The sequence below is a fragment of the Actinomyces viscosus genome (genome assembly GCF_900637975.1).
GTDB classification, from domain to species: Bacteria; Actinomycetota; Actinomycetes; order Actinomycetales; family Actinomycetaceae; genus Actinomyces; species Actinomyces viscosus.
On the sequence record NZ_LR134477.1, the window covers coordinates 1,312,133 to 1,331,235 of the forward strand.

The window sequence follows — 19,103 nt, forward strand, 5'->3', positions numbered from 1 at the left end:
CGCCGCCTGCGCTCTTCAGCCGTACCGTCTTTATCAGCAATCATTCCGTCTCCGGAAGGACCACCCGTGACAGGCCCCGACCTTCGCATTATCGATCAAGACTTCTCGGACGCCATCTTGTCGATGGGGAAGATCGAGAACGCCTTCTCCTCGATGGGACGAAATTTCCTCGAGTACTTCCCCATCACCGGCCACCTCGGGCTGTCGACCTGCATGAGCAGCTTCGAGAGCGACTGGGAGAACAAGCGCCACGATCTCACCGAGACACTCAAGTCCTACCGGAAGCAGCTCAAGCAGGTTCAGGACATCTTCACTCGTGTCGACAACAAGATCGGCGAGAAGACCCAGCCGCACGGGACAACAACCCAACCACCCGGCAAGACGACCCAACCACCCGGCAAGACTCAGCCCAGCACCCCACCATCGGGACAGACTCCTTCCGGCTCCACCCCACCCGGATCCGGCGCTGACGGTGGTGCCACCGAGCCTCTGCCTCAGACCGAGTCCCCTACCACGGGCGGTGGCGGCGGAGAAAGCGGCGTCGGTGGCGGCAGGGTTGAGGCCCTGCCACACACCGGTAGTGCGATAGGTTCCGCCGACTCGGGACTCAGCGGTGGCAGCGACAGTACGCTGCCCGACTCGGGAGGCACCGACAAGCTTCCGCAGACCGGAAACGCGACTACCGCAGGGAACCCGTCGCTGGACGAGTCCCAGTACCCGGCAGTGGGCAAGATGCGCGAGATGCTGGGCAACGCGGCCAACGTCAGTCTGGTTTCCTCCTCGGACGGGTCACTGAGTATGAAGATCGGTTCGGTCTCCGGCCTCAGCCTCGCCGCGGTGACCGCCGTCCTGGCCAAGCGGGGCGCGACTGGTACCTCCCGAGACTCGACCAACGCCTTCGGCATCGCCGAGGAGTCCAGTAGGGCCGGCGCCTCGTCGTCGGCCGCGCTGCGCGAGGCCTTGTCTTCCCTTAACAGCAAGGACAGCAAGGTGTTGCCGAGTGAGATCCCCGGGCCGGACCGCGACAGTATCCTGGAAGGCCTGCTCGGCGAGGGGCCCGGAGACGGTGACAACCTGAAGGGGGGAGGCCTGCCTCTGGACTCCCAGACTCCCGCCGAGGCAACCGATCCGCTTGGTGGACCGCTGCAGGATGCGAGCGCCGAGACCGTAGCCCCCGCCACACGCGATACCGAGCTACCGGAGACTGGACTGCCGGAGACCGGCGGGCTCGATGGCGGTTCGCTTTCCTCGGGCTTGTCCGATCCACTGCCCCTGCCGGATTCAGGGGGGCCCCTGACGGACGGTGGTCCCTCCGGCTCCCTGACAGGCGGCATACCAGCGGCCCCGGACACCACGGGCGTGGACACGACCTCGACATCATCGCCCCTGACCGGACCGTTGCCCACCTCGCCGAGCACGGCCGCACCGGCCACCACCCCGAAGGACACGAGCCACACCTCGGCCCCCATGCTCAGCGGCATGGGCATGGCGGCAGGGCTGGGCGCCGGAACCGCCGTGCAGTCCGGAAACGAGGACAAACGCAATGAAGAGGCCCGCCGCCTGCGGGACCAGCTCTTGACTCTGAAGGAGAAGGACTGATGACCGCACGCCCCACCGACTGGTCCCCTCTGGACTGCTCCCGTGACCCAGTCAGCGGAGATCCCGATGCCGTCAGGGAGGCGGCCCGCCAGTACTCCTCCACGGCGGAGGCGATCAAGACCGCCCAGACCTCCCTGACCAACATCTCCTACCAGTCACGCGGAAAAGCGGTCGCTGAGCTGCAGAACAAGGCTCGTGAGCTCGCTGGGCAGGTCGGCCAGGCCTACTCACGTTGCGAGGGAGCCTCCGAGGCTCTCAACGGTTACGCGCCGCACCTGGAGAACGCACAGAAGACCTCCCTGGAGGCTTTGCGCGAGGCGGAGAAGAGCAAGCGTGATCTGGAGGGGGTCCAGAATCAGAAGAGAGATGTGGAGCGTTCCTACTACCAGAGCAAGAGTCCGCAGGAGCGTGAGAACCTCAAGCAGCGCTACATGCGCCTGGGGGGTCAGGAGTCGAGTGCACAGAGCGCAGTCAACGCAGCGAAGGCCAAGCTGAAGCAGGCCGTTGAAGAGCGGGACTCAGCCGCTCAGACAGCATCCAAGAAGTTGGACCACGTCAGCGAGACGAGCCCCATCAAGGACGGCCTGTGGGACAAGTTCAAGGGTTTCCTGAGAAAACTGGCCAAGGTCGCTGAGGTCCTCAACGTTATCCTGGACAAGATCAGTATGGTGTTGACAATCGTCTGCATTGCTGTCGCCATATTCTGCCCCCCAGTGGGGGCGGGGCTGCTCATGGCAGGATTCATCGTCAGCGCCGCAAAGTTCGCCTGCAGCACAGTATGCAACATATCCAAGCTGGCAGACGGGAAGATGAGCCCCGGAGAATTCCTCACGAACCTAGCCGTCGACGGTGCATCCCTCGCCATGGAGGGCGCAGGACTGAAGGGAGCCAGCGCTGGGGCCAAGGCAGGAAAGGCGGCAATGAAAGAAGGGGCAAAACAGGGATTAAAAGAAGGGGAACGGCGACTGAGAGCTGCTGAACAATCAGCACTCGCCAAACAAGCCGCAAATAGAGGAACCAAAGGGCTCAGAAAAGGCCTCATCAACTTAAACAACAAGATTAACGACATCAAGGGCGTAGGCGAAAAAATCCCCAAGCAACTTACTAGCAACATGAATCGACGACAGGCCATGTACACAGACCTGAAGAAAGAAGCCGGAAAGTATTTCAGCAAGAAATCATTTGAAGAGAAGAAGAGTGAGTTCAAGGAGAACCTCTCCCAAACGATCGACTCTTCCTGTGCCTTCAAGAAGGCGACGGTGAAGTAGTGGCACTCCCTCCCAGCAGAAAGGAACCACCGTGAGAGACATCACCTTTATTCTTCCGTCACAGTGGCGAGAGATCGATCTGACCGGCGATGTTCAGGGCCAGGCGAAGGCTGTCGCAGAACACATGATCGGCGAGCAGCACCATGGCCGGGAGGTGCTCAACGCCCGGATCTCGATTGAGCGCTCTCTGCGTGAGCAGTTCACCGAGCTGGCTCAGGCCGACAGCTCCCTGTTGCTCATGGAGGTCGACCCGGTCGGAGGCCTGCGCACCGGTACCTTCCTGGCTGTCCTGCCCTTCCCTAGGGAGTCGGGCGAGGACCCGATGGACATGCTCCTGGCCGTTGCGTCCTCCACGCCCGGGGCCGAGGTCTTTGAGGAGGGCGAGCTCCTCATTATGCGCACCAGCACGGTCTCCGACCGTACCGAGGCCGTCAACGAGTCCCTGGCCGCAGCCGACCAGGATCTGGGCCTGGGAATGTCCTCACTGCCCGCGGGCTCACAGGTACGCTCCGAGCGCCTGACCTACTACGTGGGGCACCCCGAGCACGTCGATGACTGGATGCTCGTCTCCGGGGTCATCACCACCCTGGCCGATGAGGACGGGCGAGCGCTGGCGGACTCCCTTCGAGCAGTGTGCGACGCAATTGTGCAGTCAGTGAGGTTCCAGTGAGCGGATACGCCCTCATCGCGGACGAGCCCTGGTTCACCCTGCCCATCGACCAGTCGGCGTCCCCGGACGCGGTCCCCTTCCTGCGGCTGGGCCTGGCCGACGACGATGGCGACCCTGTCATCATCGTCGACCTCATCGCCTTCCCCGCCAGGGGCGAGGCCTCCGAGACCCTGCCCGCGCTCATCACCGTGGAGGACAACGAGCGCGGGCCCCGTACCCCCGAGAAGGTTGAGCTGGGTGAAGGCGCAGCGGCCTACCGCTCCATTGGTGCCGTTCCCGGCCCGTGGGAGGAGGACACTGCCATCCCGCAGTTCCTGTGCTGCCACGCGCTGCGCCGGGGAGGCATCGATGTCCTGGCCCGCACCTGGCTGGGACCCGACCCGAGGATTCTGACGGAGGTGATCACCCCACTCGAGACCATGCTCGCCTCGCTCCAGATCGATTCGTGAGCAGGCCGATGGGGGTTGAGCCCCATCGCCACAGATCCTGATGACCGCAATACTTACGTTCAACAGCAACACCACGTGAAAGGACCACTTCCATGGCGAACATCTCCGCTTCCTACGAGGACATGCGCTCCCAGGCCAACGCCCTGATCACCACGCGTGACAACATCCAGCAGCAGCTCCAGCAGGCCAAGATGCAGGTGGACAACCTGGTTTCCTCGGGCTTCGTCACCGACGCCGCCTCCGGCGCCTTCCAGACGAGCTACCAGGAGTTCACCACGAGCGCCACCAAGACCATCGACTCCCTGACCAGCATCTCCAACAACCTCAACCAGGTCGTCTCGACCCTAGAGGAGACCGACTCCTCGCTGGCCTCCCAGCTGCGCGGCTGACCGCACACAGACTCAACGAGGCGCCTCGGGTGCGCCCGCGACATCACGCGGGTCTCCCCCAAGGCGCCTCGTTCGTCGTGTCCCCGTCTCAGCCGCGCGAGGCTCCCCCGGCCTGGTCACGTGAGCGCTTCGAGCAGCGCCGCCTCCAACCGGTGGCGGTGCGTTCCGCCTTCCCCGTGAGCTCCAGGATCCCCAGGGCGGCAGTGGTCTCCTTCAGGGACAGGCCCGCCGAGCGGACGATGGCCTCGGTGGTCGCCGACGCTCGGGCCGGCATGGCGTCCAGGACGACGGCGCCGGCTGGATCCAGCCCGTCCAGGAGGCCGTCCTTCGCCAGCTCGGGGTTCTGCTCCTTGGCCGCGTCGGCGTCGACGGTGCCCAGGGGCGTCAAAAGCTCCAGGGCGTCGTCAACATCGGTGACGCAGACCGCTCCCTTGCGCAGAAGACGGTGGCAGCCGACCGAGGACATGGAGGTCACCGGTCCGGGAACGGCGCCCAGCTGCCTACCCAGCTCGAGGGCCCGGTGGGCGGTGGACAGGGCCCCGGAGCGCCAGGCCGCCTCGACCACGATCGTCGCCCCGGAGATCGCCGCGATGACTCGGTTGCGAGAGACGAACCGGTGACGTCCGGGCTGGCAGCCCGGCGGGACCTCCGCCACCAGAGCCCCGGTGGCGATGACCGCCTCCAGCACTGCGGTGTTGCCGACCGGGTAGAGACGATCCACTCCCCCGGCTGAGACCGACACGGTGGGCCCCTCGCGCAGGGCCCCGCGGTGGGCACAGGCGTCGATACCGAAGGCCCCGCCGGAGACGATGAGGCCGCCCTGGGCCGTCACCCCCGAGGCCAGGGAGGTGGCCACCCCCTCGCCATAGCGGGTGGAGGCGCGAGCGCCCACCAGGGCCAGGCACAGTCCGCTGGCCGGTCCCGTCGGCATCCGTTGCTCACGAACGGGCGGGCGCTGGGCGCCGGGGACATCCGGACGGCTGTGGCCTGCGCCAGCATCGGCGCCGCCCTCCTTGGCGCCCGCGGCCTCCAGGTCCCGGGCACTGACCAGTAGCGATGGGTCACCGCGCACCCACAGGCAGAAGGGCGGGTGCTCCAGCTCGTCGAGTCCCGGCGGCCACCAGGGGTCTCCGGGGAGGATGAGGCTCCCGCCGAGGCGGTCGAGCACGTCGAGCTCGCGGCGGATGTCGAGCCCCTCCAGGCGCGGCGCCCATCGAGCGGCGACCTGCGCCCAGTGGGCACTGGCGTCACCGGCGCTGGAGGTGCCCGGGGGCGGCTCCGGCACGGGCGGGCGCGGAGCGCTGCGCACACGACCTGCGGTGTCGATGGCCTCCTCCAGCAGCCACCGCAGGGCGGCGCTCGGTCCGAGGCGGCCCACCAGCATCGTGGCAGCGGCGCTGTCGGGCTCCGCCAGGCGCGACCAGGTGGCGCGGACCAGCGCCGGGTCGTCAATGTCGTAGGGCAGGTTGGGGGCCAGTCCGGAGGTCGGTCTGGAGGTCGGTCTGGAGGTCATGGTCGTACTCCTGAGGTCCGCAGGGCCAGGGCGGTCCCGATGTGGGTGAGGGTGAGGGCCTCAGTGCCCTCGAGGTCGGCGAGGGTCCAGGCCAGTCTGAGGACCCGGTCCACCCCGCGCAGGGAGAGGTCCCCGCGTTCAAGGGCGGTCATGAGCCGGCGGCTGAGCGGAGCGCTGAGTCCGCCGTCGGGGCCTCTGAGGTAGGAGCCGGGGACCTCGGCGTTGAGGCGCCACGGCGTCCCGGCCAGCCGGCGCTCGGCGGCCTGCCGGGCCTTGAGGACCCGCTGCGCCACGACGGCGCTGGGCTCTCCACTGGTCGGGGAGGCGAGATCGGCGGCGCTGACGGCGGCGACCTCGACCTGGATGTCCACCCGGTCCAGCAGCGGTCCGGACAGGCGGGAGAAGTAGCGCCGTCGTTGCAGGGAGGTGCAGGTGCACTCCAGGCCGCGGCCACCGGCCTTGCCGCACGGGCAGGGGTTGGCGGCCAGGACGAGCTGGAAGGCTGCCGGGTAGCTGGCGCGGCCGCCCACGCGGTCGATGGTGACCGTCCCGGACTCCAGCGGCTGGCGCAGGCAGTCCAGGACTCCGGCGCTGAACTCGGGGGCCTCGTCGAGGAACAGCACACCGCGGTGGGCCAGGGAGACGTCCCCGGGGCGGGGCAGGCCGGATCCGCCTCCGACGACGGCGGCCCGGGTGGCGGTGTGGTGCGGGGCCCGCAGCGGTGGCCGGGTGATGAGTCCGTGGGCGGGGTTGAAGGTTCCGGCCACGGAGTGGATGGAGGTGACGGTCACGGCGTCCGTCTGCTCCAGGGGCGGCAGGATCGAGGGCAGTCGCTCGGCCAGCATGGTCTTTCCCGTCCCCGGCGGACCCACCATGATGAGGTGGTGCCCTCCGGCCGCGGCGACCTCGAGGGCCTGCCGGGCCTCGGCCTGTCCGACGACGTCGGCCAGATCCGGAGGCTCACGCTCCGGGGCGGTGACCGTGGGAGCGTTGTTCCCGGCCTCGGAGATCTGCTCCACCGCGGCGGCCACCTCCGCGCTCAGGCGCCCTCCGTAGCGCTCTACGAGCTGGCCGATATGGCTGATGGCGCTCACCCGGGCGCCGGGGACGAGCTCGGCCTCGGCAGCGGCCTCCTGGGCGACGACGATCTCCTCCACCCCGGCGTCGACCGCGGCCTGGACGCTGGGCAGGATGCCGCGCACGGAGTGCACCGAGCCGTCCAGCCCGAGCTCACCGATGTAGACCGTGCGTCCCAGGACCCGTGACGCGGACCGACCGAGCCGGCCGCGAGCGCCCAGGACGGCCAGCGCGAGCGCCAGGTCCAGCCCGGTCCCGGTCTTGCGCAGGTCCGCCGGGGAGAGGTTGACGGTCAGGCGCTGCTCGCCCCAGGTGACGCCGCAGGTGCTCAACGCGGCCCGGACGCGCTCGCGCGACTCGCGCACGGCGGCGTCGGGTAGGCCCACAAGGGTGAATCCGGGCAGGCCCTGGGTGGCGTGGGCCTCGACGTCGACGATGTGTCCGGCCAACCCGGTCAGCGTGACAGCGAGGGTGCGAGCTAGCCCCATGATGCGTCCACCGCCCGGTGGTGGCGCAGCAGCGCAGGGCGCGCGTCGCGCAGGAGGATGGAGACGACGTCCAGGCGCATGCCGGCGTGCGACGTGGTCTCATGGGTGCTCGCCCAGGCGGCCGCCAGGGCACGCAGTCGGGCGACTTTGCGGGCGTCGACGGCGGCCGCCGGTGGCCCCTGGCGCAGGGAGCTGCGGGTCTTGACCTCAACGATGACCAGCCTCGGCCTTGCCCACGCCTCTTCCGGGTCGGCGACGGATGCGCTGCCCGGCTCGTGGTGCGCCGCAGCCGGCTCCAGGGCGATGATGTCGAGCTCTCCGCGCAGGCCGTGGTCCGGGCGCCAGTTGCGCTCCAGGATCTTCCAGCCGATGTCCTCCAGGTAGGTGGCGGCGAGGTCCTCGCCGCACCGCCCGGTGCTCTGGCGGGAGGCCCCTGCGCGAGCGTCTCCTTCGCCGCCCGGGCCCCGGGAGGGCGGTGTAAGCCCGTGATCGCCGCATCTGGCTGCGATCACCGTTCGTCCCCTTGTGGCTGCTGCGACCTGGTCGGTCATCCCGATCACCTCCGCCACTAGCGTGAGGCCGGTTCAGCCGGTGCGCGCCACGGCCCCGTCGGCCCTGTGGACGGCGGTGTCAGAAGGCGACCTGTGGCCCCCGGCGAGCGGGGGCGGCCAGCGGAACGGAGCCGTCAGAGGCGGCGCAGTATCGGGAAGGCGGTCAGGAGGAGGGGATGTCCATCTCGAGCTTGGTGAGCTCCTCGACGTTGACGTCCTTGAAGGTGACGACGTGGACGGACTTGACGAACCGGGAGGCTCGGTAGATGTCCCACACCCAGGCGTCCTCGAGAGTGAGCTCGAAGAAGACCTCCCCGCCGCTGGTGCGTACCTGGACGTCAACGGCGTTGGCCAGGTAGAACCGCCGTTCGGTCTCCACCACGTAGGAGAACAGGGAGGCGACGTCGCGGTACTCCCGGTACAGCGAGAGCTCCAGCTCGTTCTCATAGGACTCGAGGTCTTCTGCGCTCACCGGGCCATCATGCCTGCCCGCAGCCGCTGGAGGCGGCAGGCCACGGGGGCGAGTCGGCCCGCCCATGAATCGCCCCGGGCCGGGCAGCCGCATCAGGCGGCGCCTCAGCCGTGGCGCTGCTCCAGGCCGGGCAGGTGCCAGCTGCGCCGATGCTGGTCGCTGGCCCCCAGGGCGGTGAGTCCCTGGAAGTGGGCCGGCGAGGCGTAGCCCTTGTTGGAGGCCCACCCGTAGCCGGGGTCGTCAAGATCGGCCATGAGGCAGTCGCGTTCGACCTTGGCCAGGACGCTGGCGGCAGCGACGACGGCGCACCGGGCGTCGGCCTTGACCTCCATGCGCACCGGAGGGGTGGGAGCAGACCTGGCAGCCTCAGGAGCAGTCTCGGGAAGGTGCCCGCCTTCCAGGGCGGTGAGCAGGTCGGGCTGGGTGGCGGTGAGCCAGTCGGCCACGCCGTCGAGGATGATGACGTCGGGGGCGTGGCCGCGCTCAGCGACCTGCTGCAGGGCCCGCAGACCCGCCATTCTCAGTGCTGCGACGATGCCGTGCTCATCGATCTCTGCCGGTGAGGCGTGGGCGACGGCGTGGTCCACGAGCCAGTCGCGCACAGGATCCACCAGGCTTGTTCGGGCCCGGGCCGTCAGCTGCTTGGAGTCGGCGAGCCCCTCGGGGAAGTCGTCATCGGTGCACCGTGCCACGATCGCCAGCCCGACGCTGACCGGTCCGGCCAGGGCCCCGCGACCGACCTCGTCCAGACCGCCGACGTAGCCGTGGGTTTCCAGCAGAGTCTTCTCCAGGGCCCGGTCGGGGCGGGTGCGTCCCCGAGGACTCACCTCGTTCTCCCCGGAGCCTGCTCCTGGTCGGAGGAGTTTCCGGAGGAATCCGGGACGTCAGCCGGCCCGCCGGGCTCGGCCTGCGGCCCGTCATCGCCGCTGGGGCCCTCGCCGGCAGCGCCAACGTCCTCGGAGCTGCTGTCCTCGGCGGCCTGCGAAGGCGCCTCCTCCCCAGAAGCCGTCTCCCCGTCACCCGTGGGAGCAGCCGGAGGCGAGGGCGGTGCGGGCGACGTCGCCTCCCGCGCAGGGACGTCTGAGAAGGCGCGCTCCCCTCCTCCCAAGAGCCCCCACCGGCTCAGATGCGTCCACTGGAAGACCACCCTGGCCACCCCGACCACGTTCTTGAGCGGCACGAAGCCGCCGTGGGCGTCGTCGCGGTGGTAGCGGGAGTCGGCCGAGTTGCTGCGGTTGTCCCCCATGACCCACACGTAGCCCTGGGGGACGGTGACATCGAAGGAGGTCAGCGACGGGGACTGACCGTCCTTGACGTAGGGCTCCTTGATCGCGACGCCGTTGACGGTCAAGGACCCCTTCCCGTCGGCGACCACATGGTCACCGCCGACACCGATGACCCGTTTGACGAGGTGATGGCCGGTGTTCTCCGGCAGAAGGTTCACTGCGATCATGAGCCTCTGGGTGGCACCGCGCAGCCCTGTCGGCTCCTTGACGTGAAGCCAGTCGTCAGGATCGGTGAAGACGATGACGTCGCCCCGTTCGACGTCATCGGAGCCGTACATGGGGACCGCGACCTTGTCCCCGTCACGCAGGGTGCGTTCCATGGATCCCGAGGGGATCTCGTAGATCTGGACGACGTAGGCCCGTAGGAGAGCCGGTACCAGGATGACGACTGCCACGACGAGCACCAGCCTGATCACCCGCTGGTACAAGGGGCTGGTCTGCGGCGGGGGGATGGCGGGGGCCACCTGCCGGCGGGGTTGGATGGAGGGTGGCAGCTCGGTGAGCTCGTCATCGGGCTCGGGCTCGGCGTCGGGATCGATGAACGGGTCGTAGTCCCACTCGTCGCTGTCGTCAACCGGGGCCGGCTTCGGAGCCTCTCCGTCGTTCTCAAAAGCCGTGCGGGTTTCCTGCGGGGAGTTCGCGGACGGAGAGCTGCAGGCCGGTGTGATCGCGGACCTGGAGGTCTGACCGATCTGGGAGGGATCGGCCTGCTTCAGGTCCAGCCCGACGTCGTCGGCACCATCCTGCACCGGTCTCACCGTGCTCCTTCCCCGGAATTGATGGACATGGGTCCACCGCTGCACGGCGGTGGGAGATGGCGAGCGCCCGGAACCCGTGGGCTCCGGGCGCCGCCTGGAGAGTGCGGGCGCTCAGTCCTCGCGACGCTCCTTGATCTTGGCGGCCTTACCGCGCAGGTTGCGCAGGTAGTAGAGCTTGGCACGGCGCACCTGGCCCCGGGTGACGACCTCGATCTTCTCGATGGAGGGCGTGTGGACGGGGAAGGTGCGCTCGACACCGACACCGAAGGAGACCTTGCGGATGGTGAAGGTCTCCGAGACGCCGCCGCCCTGGCGCGCGATGACGACGCCCTGGAAGACCTGGACGCGGGTACGCGATCCCTCAACGACCTTGACGTGGACCTTGAGGGTGTCACCCGGACGGAAGGAGGGGATGTCGTCGCGCAGTGATGCGGCGTTGATCTCGTCGATCAGGTTCATGTTTCTCTCCACACCCGTGCCACTGGTCAGGAGTGCTGGTTCGGCGGCGCCGCGCCGTACGGGGCAGCGCCGGAGGTGGACGCCCCTGAGCTCCTTCGAAGCGGTCGCCTCCCCAGTGGCAGAGGAACCGCAGGACCCAAGTGCCCGCTCAGTTTGCCACAGGCTCAGTCCACGGACGAGTGCGTCAGCCTCGACGTGCCTGAGTTCACGCCTTTCTCACGCCCCAGCACGCATCCGGGGCGTTCAGTCCCCGGAGCCCGCCAGCGTGCTCGCCGGGACAGGCGCGGCCGCTCCGCTGGGCAGTGCCGTCGGGGTGGACGTCGGCTCGGGGACCTGGGAGAAGACTGCATGTCCGGAGGTGAGGCTGGACCAGTGGGAGTAGGGCCACACGACGTTCTTGGCGACACCGACGACGTTGCCCAGGGGCACGAAGCCGCGGTGGACGTCGTTCTGGTGGTAGCGGGAGTCCGAGGAGTTGGAACGGTTGTCGCCCATGACCCAGATGTAGCCCTCGGGAACGGTGACGTCGAAGGCGACCTCGGAGGCCGACCGGCCGGGCTTGAGATAGTTCTCATGGAGCTCGACGCCGTTGACGGTCAAGGAGCCCTTCCCGTCGGCGACGACGTGGTCACCGGGCATTCCGATGACCCGCTTGATGAGGTGGTGGCCGGCATTCTGGGGGAAGATGCGGATCGCGACGAGGAAGTCCTGCGCTGCGCCTTGCAGACCAGTGGGCTCCTGGGCCGTCAGCCAGTGGTCCGGGTCGGTGAAGACGACGACGTCGCCCCGGCTGACCTTGTCGGAGTCGTACATCGTCACGGTGACGCGGTCACCCTCGTTGAGGGTGTTCTCCATTGACCCCGACGGGATGGTGAAGCTCTGGATGACGAAGGTGCGGATGAGGGCGATGATCACCACGGCGACGACCAGGTAGGACAGGGTGATGCCCCACTGCTTGAGGCGGAAGATGATCCGCTCCCCCATCGAGGCCGGCTCAGCGGCCTCGCTGGCCCCGGCCTTGTCCTTGTGGGCACCGCCCTTGTGCCGGTGGCTGTTCCGGCGGTCATTGTCGGCCCGCAGACTCTTCCCCGGGGTCACTGCCTCATCCGTATCCCCATCGGTCCTGTCCTGAAGGTTCTGGTCGGGTCCGCTGCTCATAGGCCTTCTCCTGTCCGCCGGGTCATGACGACGTCGTGGGCGTCCTGGCCACCGACGTTGTAGGTGCGGGTACCGACCTGGCGGAAGCCGGCCCGTTTGTAGGCCTTCTGGGCACGCTTGTTGGTGACGTGGGTGCCGAGCCAGAGCAGGTCCGTTCCGTGGGCGGCGGCCTGGCGTATCACGGCGTCCATAAGTGCGGGGGTCAGTCCGGATCCTCTCATGGTGGCGTCGACGTACACCTTGGACAGTTCGCCGACGACCTCTCCCCCGGCAGGCCGCACGCAGGCGGGGCGGGGGTCGATCCCGTGGGGCCGCTCGCCGCCGGAGTCGGCCTCCTCGCGCAGTACTGCGGCGTAGCCGACCAGAGCCGGAGCAGTGCTCGCGCCCGCTTCCTCCCCGAGGGAGGAATCCGGTCCTGCCAAAAGAGGTTCGAGCAGCTCGGCGACGACGAGGTCGACGCGGTCGTCTCCGGCCCAGGTGGCGAACAGCTCGGGAACAAGCGTGGTGACGATGTGCCGCTCGAGGAACTCGGGGGCGATGACGTTCCCGCACGCATCGGGGAAGGTGCGGGCGGCGAGAGCGGCCAGGGCGTGGGCGTCGTCGGCGGAAGCGTTGCGAAGACGCACCGGAACCGGATGCTCCGCCCCGGCCGGGACCGCCCAGCCCATGGAGGCCAGGACCGCGCGGTCCTCACGATCCAGGCCGGTGGGGTCCAGGGCCTGGATCATGTCGGGGCGGCGCTCGACAGTGCGGGCGATGGACTGGTTCCGTCTCGCTCGGGCGATACGGCCGTGGTCACCGGAGAGCAGGACGGGGTCGACCTGGAGTCCGCGCCACCGGGTGGGGCGGGTGTGGACGGGGTACTCCAGCAGGCCGGCGGCTGAGTGGGACTCCTCGACCAGCGACTCGGGGTTGCCCAGGACCCCGGGCAGGAGCCGGGCGATCGCCTCGATCATGACGATGGCGGCGACCTCTCCCCCGTTGAGCACGTAGTCCCCGATGCTCAGCTCGCGCACCTCCACGCCACGGGAGGCGTAGTGCTCGGGCACGCGTGCGTCGATGCCCTCGTAGCGGCCGCAGGCGAAGACCAGGGAGTCGGCTCCGGCCAGGTCCTCGGCGGTGCGCTGGGTGAAGACCTCACCTGAGGGGGTGGGGATGATGAGCACCTGGCGGCCGGCGGGAGAGCCCATGGCGAGCACGTCGTCGAGGGCCTCGCCCCAGACGTCGGGCTTCATGACCATGCCTGCCCCGCCGCCCAGGGGCGTGTCGTCGACGGTGCGGTGGCGGTCGTGGGCGTGGTCGCGCAGGTCGTGGACGTGCAGGTCGAGGGAGCCGCGGCCGGCGGCCCTCCCGATGAGCGAGAGGTCCAGGACCTTGAGGTAGTCGGGGAAGATGGTGACGACGTCGATCCTCACCTGGCCTCCTCCGCCTCACCGCGGCCGGGGAACAGCCCGCCGGGCGGGTCCAGGGTCACGGTGCCGCTCTCGGGATCGATGGCCGGTACGAGCGCGGCGACGAAGGGCACGGCCACGTCTTCCCCTTCAGGAGTGGTGACGACGAGACGGTCCTGGGCGACGCCGGGCTCCAGATCGGTGACCTCCCCCAGCTCCTCCCCGGAGACGCTGAGCGCTCGCAGGCCGACGAGCTCGTGGCGGTACCAAGAGTCCTCAGCCTCCTCAGAATCCGCGGAGCCCTCGCCATCGGGGGCATCGTCATCGGTCTCGACCAGGAGCCTGACTCCCCGTAGGGCCTCGGCGGCGGTGCGGTCGCGCGCCTGCTCGAAGACGGCGAACCAGCGGGATCCGTCGAAGCGCAGACGACTGACCGTTAAGGGACCCGCCTGAGCCGGTTCCGTGGGGACGGTGGTTCCGGGCGCGAGGCGCCCCTCGGGGTCATCGGTACGGATCTCGAGACGCACCTCGCCCTTGAGGGCGTGGGCGGGACCGATGACGGCAAGGGTGAGCAGCACCTGTTCTCCTGGGATCGGGGCGTGGAACGGTTGGTGAAGGATCTGGAGGTCTGACGCCAACCTACCGTGCCGCGGTGGGTGTTCCCATCGACCGAGGGGATGAGGTGGAGCACCGGAGACGTGAGGTTGACCGCCTCGGCCGGTCCCGGCTCCAGCCGCCGCTGCTGTCGGGCCGCTGTCGCTCCTCTTCTCGGCCCTCCGTCGAGGCCGCCCGTCGTCGGCGGGGCGGGACGTACCGCCGTGGGAGGACGCCTGGGAAGACGACGGTGCCCGGTTCCCTCACGGGAACCGGGCACTCTCATGTCGATCGGTGAGACCGACACCGTCAGCTGTGCCGACCTGAAGGCTCTACACGTTCAGCGGCGGTCGGTGTCGACGACGTCGACGCGCACCGGCGAGTCCGCCAGCGCTCCCACCACGGTACGCAGTGCTCGAGCGGTACGGCCCGAGCGGCCGATGACTCGGCCGAGGTCCTCGGGGTTGACCCGTACCTCCAGCAGGTCACCGCGGCGCAGCGACCTGGAGGTGACGGTGACGTCGTCGGGATTGTCGACGATGCCCCGCACGAGGTGCTCGAGAGCGTCGGCCAGCATCTCAGGCCTCCTCGGCGGCGGCCTCAGCGGCCTCCTCAGCCACGGCCTCGGCGACCTCAACGGCCTCGGCTGCTGCCGCGGCCTCCTCGTCGGCCTTGGCCTTGGCTGCAGCGGCCTTCCGCTTCTCGGCGTCGTCGGCGGCGGCCTTGACCGCGGCCTCCTTGGCGACCGCCGCGGCGTCAGCGTCCTTGACCTTGAGGGTGCTCTCCACACCCTTGATGCCCTTGAACTGGTGATAGTCGCCGGTGATCTTGATCAGCTTGTAGACGGCGTCGGAGGGCTGGGCGCCCACACCGAGCCAGTACTGGACGCGCTCGGAGTCGATGCGAATGAGCGAGGGCTCCTGCATCGGGTCGTAGACACCGATCTCCTCGATGACACGACCATCGCGCTTCTTGCGGGAGTCGAGGACGACGACCCGGTAGAAGGGGGCAAACTTCTTGCCCATGCGCTTGAGGCGAATCTTGACTGCCACTTGGTTGAACTCCTGGTTCTGGATGGTTTGGCGCGCGCTGGTCACCGGTGGGGTCAAGCAACGGTTTCCGGCGTGAGCCGAGACGCAACCGGGGCCGGGAGAGGGACCGACGTCCGATCGAGTACAGCCGGACATTCTGCCAGAGCGTCCGACGGCGCCGCCAGCCCGGGCCGGGGTGCCGTCCCGCGGGACGGTGCGAGATCGCCCACAGACGCCCGGTGGCGACGGGTGGGCGGCGCGCTCGCACCGTCACACCACCGTCACACCATGGGGAGTCCGACCGCTTCGCACTCCGGGAGCCGTGAATCACAATGCCTTTATGAAGCTACCTTCGCGGGGTATCCGACCTCCCGGCGCTCCGACGTCGATCCGACCACCACGCTCCGGACAAAGCGTTCCAACGAGCCATTCCTTCCAGCCGTTGCGACAGCCTGCGCCCCCTTCTCCTTGGATCTTCATCCTGGTCGTCGCGCTTGTAATAGGCATAGGCACCGTCGCTCACCTCCAATACCTCGCAGAACCGGGCACCACCCTCAACGACCATCCCAGCGAGAACGCTGCGGCGCCGCCCTCTCCCATTGACTCGTCTCAAGCAAACAGCACGCCCTCGGTAGCCACAACTGCACCACAAGTAACGAACGACTCCTGGCCGGAGCAGTGGCGCCTTGAGACCGGGATGGCGACACCGTGGGACTTGAATGAGAGGTGGAGCTTTATATCGAACGGGAGTTACATCGTTATCTATGAGAATGATATCAGCAGGCCCACCTCGACGCGCATTTACAAACTTATTGACGGTCAACCGACACTGACCATAGAACTACCACCCTCAACACGTACTCCAGCGGGCATCAACAACACCTCACTCATTTACTCCCACCAATTCATCGACCTTGAGACAGGAGCAGCGACAGACACGGGCTGGGACAAGACGGCCACCCCGGTCCATATCACCGACGAACTCGTCGTAGCCTGCTCACCGGAACCAATCACGTGCTCTGCATGGGACATGAACGACGGAACCCCGACCCAACGCTGGCCCCAAACGTACGCAGGGAGGCTGGTCCACTCGTGGGAGATTCAACATGTTGGCAACACAAGCAGTGGATACATTAAAATGCCCATCGACAACACCATTCATTTCGTATCACTGACCGACGGAACGCCCCACAACTCACAGTCCTCACAAGATCACCCTAAATATATCGCTGCAGCCGATGGGTGGATCCGCATTACATCGTGGAAGGACAACGCAACCCTCACCCCCGACGGCACTCCAACAGGATCGTTTTCCACCCCGATCGCTCGCTCCTCAACAAAAGTCGCACTGTTAGAAGGAGACTCCGGCACCCCTAAGATTAGCGAGCTTCGACGCGCTTATGAATCGGAAGACATGTCCTGGGCAAACATATCCCTGGTATGCACGCAAGACGGCGGATGCCAATTCAACGGCAACCCAATATCTCTTCCCAGAGATTCACACTGTAATTTCTCTAGCCTTACCGATGGATACGTGCAGAACAACTGGACTGTTAGCCCTGACGGACGTTTTGTCATCATGAAAACACGATCCCACGCTAAACAGAGCACGGCCTGCATCGTCGACATCGCCCAGGGAAGGGTGACCGAACGTAGGATCGCGATCGCACCACGCGGAGACCTTATCATTGCCGCCGAGGGAACTACCCTGGTGGGATATTCTCCCGAACAGCAATAACAGTCGCACAACACACCTCACTGTACGGGCCGAGAGGCTGGGGCCTGATCGATCCGGACGGATCTACGGCACCAACCTTCTCCAAGAAAAGTCGGACGACACGAACTGGGCCGGCATGGCCATCACCTGCTCTGACGCCACACAACGCAGTTTCAACGGCTTCAACATCAAGTCGAGCCGCTGCCGTATGACACCTGTCATGCGGCAGCGGTGACAGCGCTCAGTACCGGAAGGCGCCGGCCGGCGTGAGCCTGGTGCCATGATCCGCACCGCCGCCGAGCCCGTCTCCCCCGCAACCCGCTTACCTGACACAAGCGCCGCACCATCTCCCGTCGTCCGGGCCCGAGGCCTGCGCAAGGTGTTCGGCAGTCTCGTCGCCGTCGACGATCTCGATCTCACGGTCCGCCCCGGGGAGGTGGTGGCCTTTCTCGGTCCCAACGGTGCGGGCAAGTCCACCACCCTGGACATGGTCCTGGGGCTGACCCGGCCCGACACCGGGACGATCGAGCTTCTGGGAGGCACTGCGGACCAGGGCGTTCGGGAGGGCCGGGCGGGTGTCATCTTCCAGGACGGCGGTCTCCTGGACGACTTCACCGTCGGGGAGACCCTGCGAGTCGTCGCCTCGATGCAGCCCCGCCGCAGAGGACCAGGCTTCAGCCGGACCCGGCTCGACGACGTCGTCGCGAAGGCCGGTCTCGGCTCGATCCTGTCTCGCAAGGTGAGCCGCTGCTCGGGTGGGGAGCGCCAGCGACTGCGCCTGGCCCTCGCCCTGCTGCCCGATCCTGACCTTCTCGTCATGGACGAGCCCACCGCGGGTATGGACGTCAGTGCCCGGATCGCCTTCTGGGAGACGATGCGCGTCCAGACCCGCCGCGGCTGCACGGTCCTGTTCGCCACCCACTACCTTGAGGAGGCGGCCTCCTTCGCCGACCGCATCGTCATCATCGCCCACGGGCGCCTGATCGCTGACGGAAGCGTCGATGAGATCCGGGCCCTGGGTGACGGCGCCCTGGTGACGGCCACCTGGCCGGGAGTCTCAGAGGCCTCGCTGGGCGAGCGCCTGGCCACCTGCCCAGCAGCCGGCAGCATCCTGCACGCGGTCGTCCGCGGAGAGCACGTGGAGCTGCGCACCACGGACTCCGACGCCGTCGCCCGCTGGCTGCTGACCACCACTCCCGCCGAGCACCTGGGTATCAGCGCCGCGAGCCTCGACGAGGTCTTCACCGCACTGACCTCAGACAGCGCCGGCCAAGCGGACCCGACGGCGGTTCACGCCTCACTCCCGACACCCTCCACAACAGGCACAGACAGCGAGACCGCATCATGACCACAACATCTCAGGCATCCCCGCAGCGCTCCGTCTCCGACATCCCCGTCACTGCCCGTGAGAACAGTTCTGGCGACCGATCGCCTCGCCCGAAGGGGCTCAGGCCCGTGCGCCCCGTCCTGACCTACCTGTGGCTCGACCTCTACCGGAGCCTGCGCGAGCCCGCCAACCTCTTCTTCGTCGTCGCCTTCCCGCTGGCGATGTACCTCGTCTTCGGCCGGTTGAACGCGACCGCGGGAGAGTATGGCCCGCACGCGCACGGCAACGTCTCGGCCTCGGTGATGCTGGCGATGGCCTCCTTCAGCGCCTGCCTGGGCGCCACGAGCGCCTCCGCCGCCGCCGCGGTCGAGCAGTCGGCGGGTTGGGGCCGGCAGATGGCGGTCACCGCCCGGGGCCTGCGCGGCTACCTGGTGGTCAAGGTCGGGACCGCGATGGGGACGGCCGCCCTTCCCGTCCTCGTCGTGCTCGTTGCCGGGGCCCTCACGGACTCGCAGATGGAGGGCCGGGCGTGGGCGGTCAGTCCTGTTGTCTGTCTGCTCGGGGTCCTGCCCTTCGTCCTGTGGGGCCTGGCCGCCGGGATGTGGCTGCCGTCCTCAGCATCGATCGGTATCGCGACCTCCCTGGTCTCCCTGTTCGCCTTCATCGGCAACACCTTCATGCCTCTGAACCACACGCTGCTGACGATCGGCCGCTTCACCCCGATGTACGGCTCGACGGCGCTCGCCCGCTGGCCGCTGGGCGAGGGATGGACCTACGTGACGGATCGACCGGCGGGCACCCAGGACCCGCTGTGGATGCCGTTGGCTAACCTGGTGGCGTGGACACTCATCTTCGGGCTGCTGGTGATCGGGGCCCGACGCCGCGCGACCAGGCGCCGGTGAGTCC

At 67.8% G+C, this 19,103-nt stretch carries 20 protein-coding genes; 8 read left to right on the forward strand and 12 right to left on the reverse strand.

The window, feature by feature from the left end; genetic code table 11:
- Window positions 1-66 precede the first annotated feature (66 nt).
- The 5 genes from EL340_RS05725 to EL340_RS05745 all read left to right on the forward strand — a co-directional run bounded on the left by EL340_RS05725 (window position 67) and on the right by EL340_RS05745 (window position 4,375).
- Entirely contained in the window at window positions 67-1,599 is a 1,533-nt protein-coding gene (locus tag EL340_RS05725; RefSeq protein WP_126413815.1) for a hypothetical protein, read from the forward strand.
- Window positions 1,599-2,867 (forward strand): putative T7SS-secreted protein, encoded by a 1,269-nt coding sequence (locus tag EL340_RS05730; protein WP_126413816.1) that lies wholly within the window; start codon window positions 1,599-1,601, stop codon window positions 2,865-2,867. Before EL340_RS05725 ends, EL340_RS05730 begins: the two co-directional genes overlap by 1 nt.
- A 124-nt stretch (window positions 2,868-2,991) precedes the next feature.
- Window positions 2,992-3,537: a hypothetical protein gene (locus EL340_RS05735; protein WP_126413817.1), complete on the forward strand. Its 546-nt coding sequence runs from the start codon at window positions 2,992-2,994 to the stop codon at window positions 3,535-3,537.
- Window positions 3,534-3,986, forward strand: coding sequence for a hypothetical protein (locus EL340_RS05740; protein ID WP_126413818.1), 453 nt, complete (start codon window positions 3,534-3,536; stop codon window positions 3,984-3,986). Before EL340_RS05735 ends, EL340_RS05740 begins: the two co-directional genes overlap by 4 nt.
- A 92-nt stretch (window positions 3,987-4,078) precedes the next feature.
- The gene (locus EL340_RS05745; RefSeq protein WP_126413819.1) at window positions 4,079-4,375 is read left to right on the forward strand and encodes a WXG100 family type VII secretion target; all 297 of its coding nucleotides are present in this window, start codon (window positions 4,079-4,081) and stop codon (window positions 4,373-4,375) included.
- Window positions 4,376-4,463: 88 nt separating this feature from the next.
- Here the strand turns inward: EL340_RS05745 and EL340_RS05750 are convergent, their stop codons facing one another.
- The 12 genes from EL340_RS05750 to rpsP form a co-directional block, all read right to left on the reverse strand.
- Window positions 4,464-5,888 carry a DNA-processing protein DprA gene (locus EL340_RS05750; RefSeq protein WP_126413820.1) on the reverse strand — a complete coding sequence of 475 codons (1,425 nt, stop codon included), beginning with the start codon at window positions 5,886-5,888 and terminating at the stop codon, window positions 4,464-4,466.
- Window positions 5,885-7,453: a YifB family Mg chelatase-like AAA ATPase gene (locus tag EL340_RS05755; RefSeq protein ID WP_126413821.1), complete on the reverse strand. Its 1,569-nt coding sequence runs from the start codon at window positions 7,451-7,453 to the stop codon at window positions 5,885-5,887. Before EL340_RS05755 ends, EL340_RS05750 begins: the two co-directional genes overlap by 4 nt.
- On the reverse strand, window positions 7,444-8,004 hold the full coding sequence (locus EL340_RS05760) for a YraN family protein (RefSeq protein ID WP_075372791.1): 561 nt from the start codon (window positions 8,002-8,004) through the stop codon (window positions 7,444-7,446). The genes EL340_RS05755 and EL340_RS05760 overlap by 10 nt, the downstream gene beginning before the upstream one ends.
- A 163-nt stretch (window positions 8,005-8,167) precedes the next feature.
- Window positions 8,168-8,476, reverse strand: a complete 309-nt coding sequence (locus EL340_RS05765; protein ID WP_003781502.1) for a DUF2469 domain-containing protein — start codon at window positions 8,474-8,476, stop codon at window positions 8,168-8,170.
- A gap of 104 nt (window positions 8,477-8,580) precedes the next feature.
- Window positions 8,581-9,303, reverse strand: coding sequence for a ribonuclease HII (locus EL340_RS05770; RefSeq protein WP_126413822.1), 723 nt, complete (start codon window positions 9,301-9,303; stop codon window positions 8,581-8,583).
- Complete coding sequence (lepB, locus tag EL340_RS05775) at window positions 9,300-10,520, reverse strand: signal peptidase I (protein WP_126413823.1); 1,221 nt, start codon at window positions 10,518-10,520, stop codon at window positions 9,300-9,302. The genes EL340_RS05770 and lepB (EL340_RS05775) overlap by 4 nt, the downstream gene beginning before the upstream one ends.
- 111 nt (window positions 10,521-10,631) lie before the next feature.
- Entirely contained in the window at window positions 10,632-10,979 is a 348-nt protein-coding gene (gene rplS / locus EL340_RS05780; RefSeq protein ID WP_003786428.1) for a 50S ribosomal protein L19, read from the reverse strand.
- A 243-nt stretch (window positions 10,980-11,222) separates the two neighbouring features.
- A complete protein-coding gene (lepB, locus tag EL340_RS05785; RefSeq protein ID WP_075372795.1) occupies window positions 11,223-12,137 on the reverse strand; it encodes a signal peptidase I in 915 nt (304 codons plus the stop codon).
- The gene (gene trmD / locus EL340_RS05790; protein WP_126413824.1) at window positions 12,134-13,552 is read right to left on the reverse strand and encodes a tRNA (guanosine(37)-N1)-methyltransferase TrmD; all 1,419 of its coding nucleotides are present in this window, start codon (window positions 13,550-13,552) and stop codon (window positions 12,134-12,136) included. Before trmD ends, lepB (EL340_RS05785) begins: the two co-directional genes overlap by 4 nt.
- Window positions 13,549-14,106 carry a ribosome maturation factor RimM gene (rimM, locus tag EL340_RS05795; protein WP_126413825.1) on the reverse strand — a complete coding sequence of 186 codons (558 nt, stop codon included), beginning with the start codon at window positions 14,104-14,106 and terminating at the stop codon, window positions 13,549-13,551. Before rimM ends, trmD begins: the two co-directional genes overlap by 4 nt.
- Before the next feature lie 356 nt (window positions 14,107-14,462).
- Window positions 14,463-14,699, reverse strand: a complete 237-nt coding sequence (locus EL340_RS05800; protein WP_003786440.1) for an RNA-binding protein — start codon at window positions 14,697-14,699, stop codon at window positions 14,463-14,465.
- Window position 14,700: 1 nt separating this feature from the next.
- Complete coding sequence (gene rpsP / locus EL340_RS05805) at window positions 14,701-15,174, reverse strand: 30S ribosomal protein S16 (protein WP_126413826.1); 474 nt, start codon at window positions 15,172-15,174, stop codon at window positions 14,701-14,703.
- Between the two features lie 1,117 nt (window positions 15,175-16,291).
- Here rpsP and EL340_RS15325 point away from each other — a divergent pair.
- The 3 genes from EL340_RS15325 to EL340_RS05820 all read left to right on the forward strand — a co-directional run bounded on the left by EL340_RS15325 (window position 16,292) and on the right by EL340_RS05820 (window position 19,099).
- Entirely contained in the window at window positions 16,292-16,891 is a 600-nt protein-coding gene (locus EL340_RS15325; protein WP_232023240.1) for a hypothetical protein, read from the forward strand.
- Window positions 16,892-17,150: 259 nt separating this feature from the next.
- Window positions 17,151-18,218 carry an ABC transporter ATP-binding protein gene (locus EL340_RS05815; protein WP_126413828.1) on the forward strand — a complete coding sequence of 356 codons (1,068 nt, stop codon included), beginning with the start codon at window positions 17,151-17,153 and terminating at the stop codon, window positions 18,216-18,218.
- Window positions 18,215-19,099 carry a hypothetical protein gene (locus EL340_RS05820; RefSeq protein WP_126413829.1) on the forward strand — a complete coding sequence of 295 codons (885 nt, stop codon included), beginning with the start codon at window positions 18,215-18,217 and terminating at the stop codon, window positions 19,097-19,099. Before EL340_RS05815 ends, EL340_RS05820 begins: the two co-directional genes overlap by 4 nt.
- Window positions 19,100-19,103: the final 4 nt, after the last annotated feature.

Bases quoted from the DNA above. Each gene is read 5' to 3' on its own strand.
- EL340_RS05730 (WP_126413816.1), top strand. From the start codon at position 1,599: ATGACCGCACGCCCCACCGACTGGTCCCCTCTGGACTGCTCCCGTGAC.
- EL340_RS05735 (WP_126413817.1), top strand. From the start codon at position 2,992: ATGATCGGCGAGCAGCACCATGGCCGGGAGGTGCTCAACGCCCGGATC.
- EL340_RS05745 (WP_126413819.1), top strand. From the start codon at position 4,079: ATGGCGAACATCTCCGCTTCCTACGAGGACATGCGCTCCCAGGCCAAC.
- EL340_RS05750 (WP_126413820.1), bottom strand. From the start codon at position 5,888: ATGACCTCCAGACCGACCTCCAGACCGACCTCCGGACTGGCCCCCAAC.
- EL340_RS05755 (WP_126413821.1), bottom strand. From the start codon at position 7,453: ATGGGGCTAGCTCGCACCCTCGCTGTCACGCTGACCGGGTTGGCCGGA.
- EL340_RS05760 (WP_075372791.1), bottom strand. From the start codon at position 8,004: ATGACCGACCAGGTCGCAGCAGCCACAAGGGGACGAACGGTGATCGCA.
- rplS (WP_003786428.1), bottom strand. From the start codon at position 10,979: ATGAACCTGATCGACGAGATCAACGCCGCATCACTGCGCGACGACATC.
- lepB (WP_075372795.1), bottom strand. From the start codon at position 12,137: ATGAGCAGCGGACCCGACCAGAACCTTCAGGACAGGACCGATGGGGAT.
- EL340_RS05800 (WP_003786440.1), bottom strand. From the start codon at position 14,699: ATGCTGGCCGACGCTCTCGAGCACCTCGTGCGGGGCATCGTCGACAAT.
- EL340_RS15325 (WP_232023240.1), top strand. From the start codon at position 16,292: ATGCCCATCGACAACACCATTCATTTCGTATCACTGACCGACGGAACG.
- EL340_RS05815 (WP_126413828.1), top strand. From the start codon at position 17,151: ATGATCCGCACCGCCGCCGAGCCCGTCTCCCCCGCAACCCGCTTACCT.
- EL340_RS05820 (WP_126413829.1), top strand. From the start codon at position 18,215: ATGACCACAACATCTCAGGCATCCCCGCAGCGCTCCGTCTCCGACATC.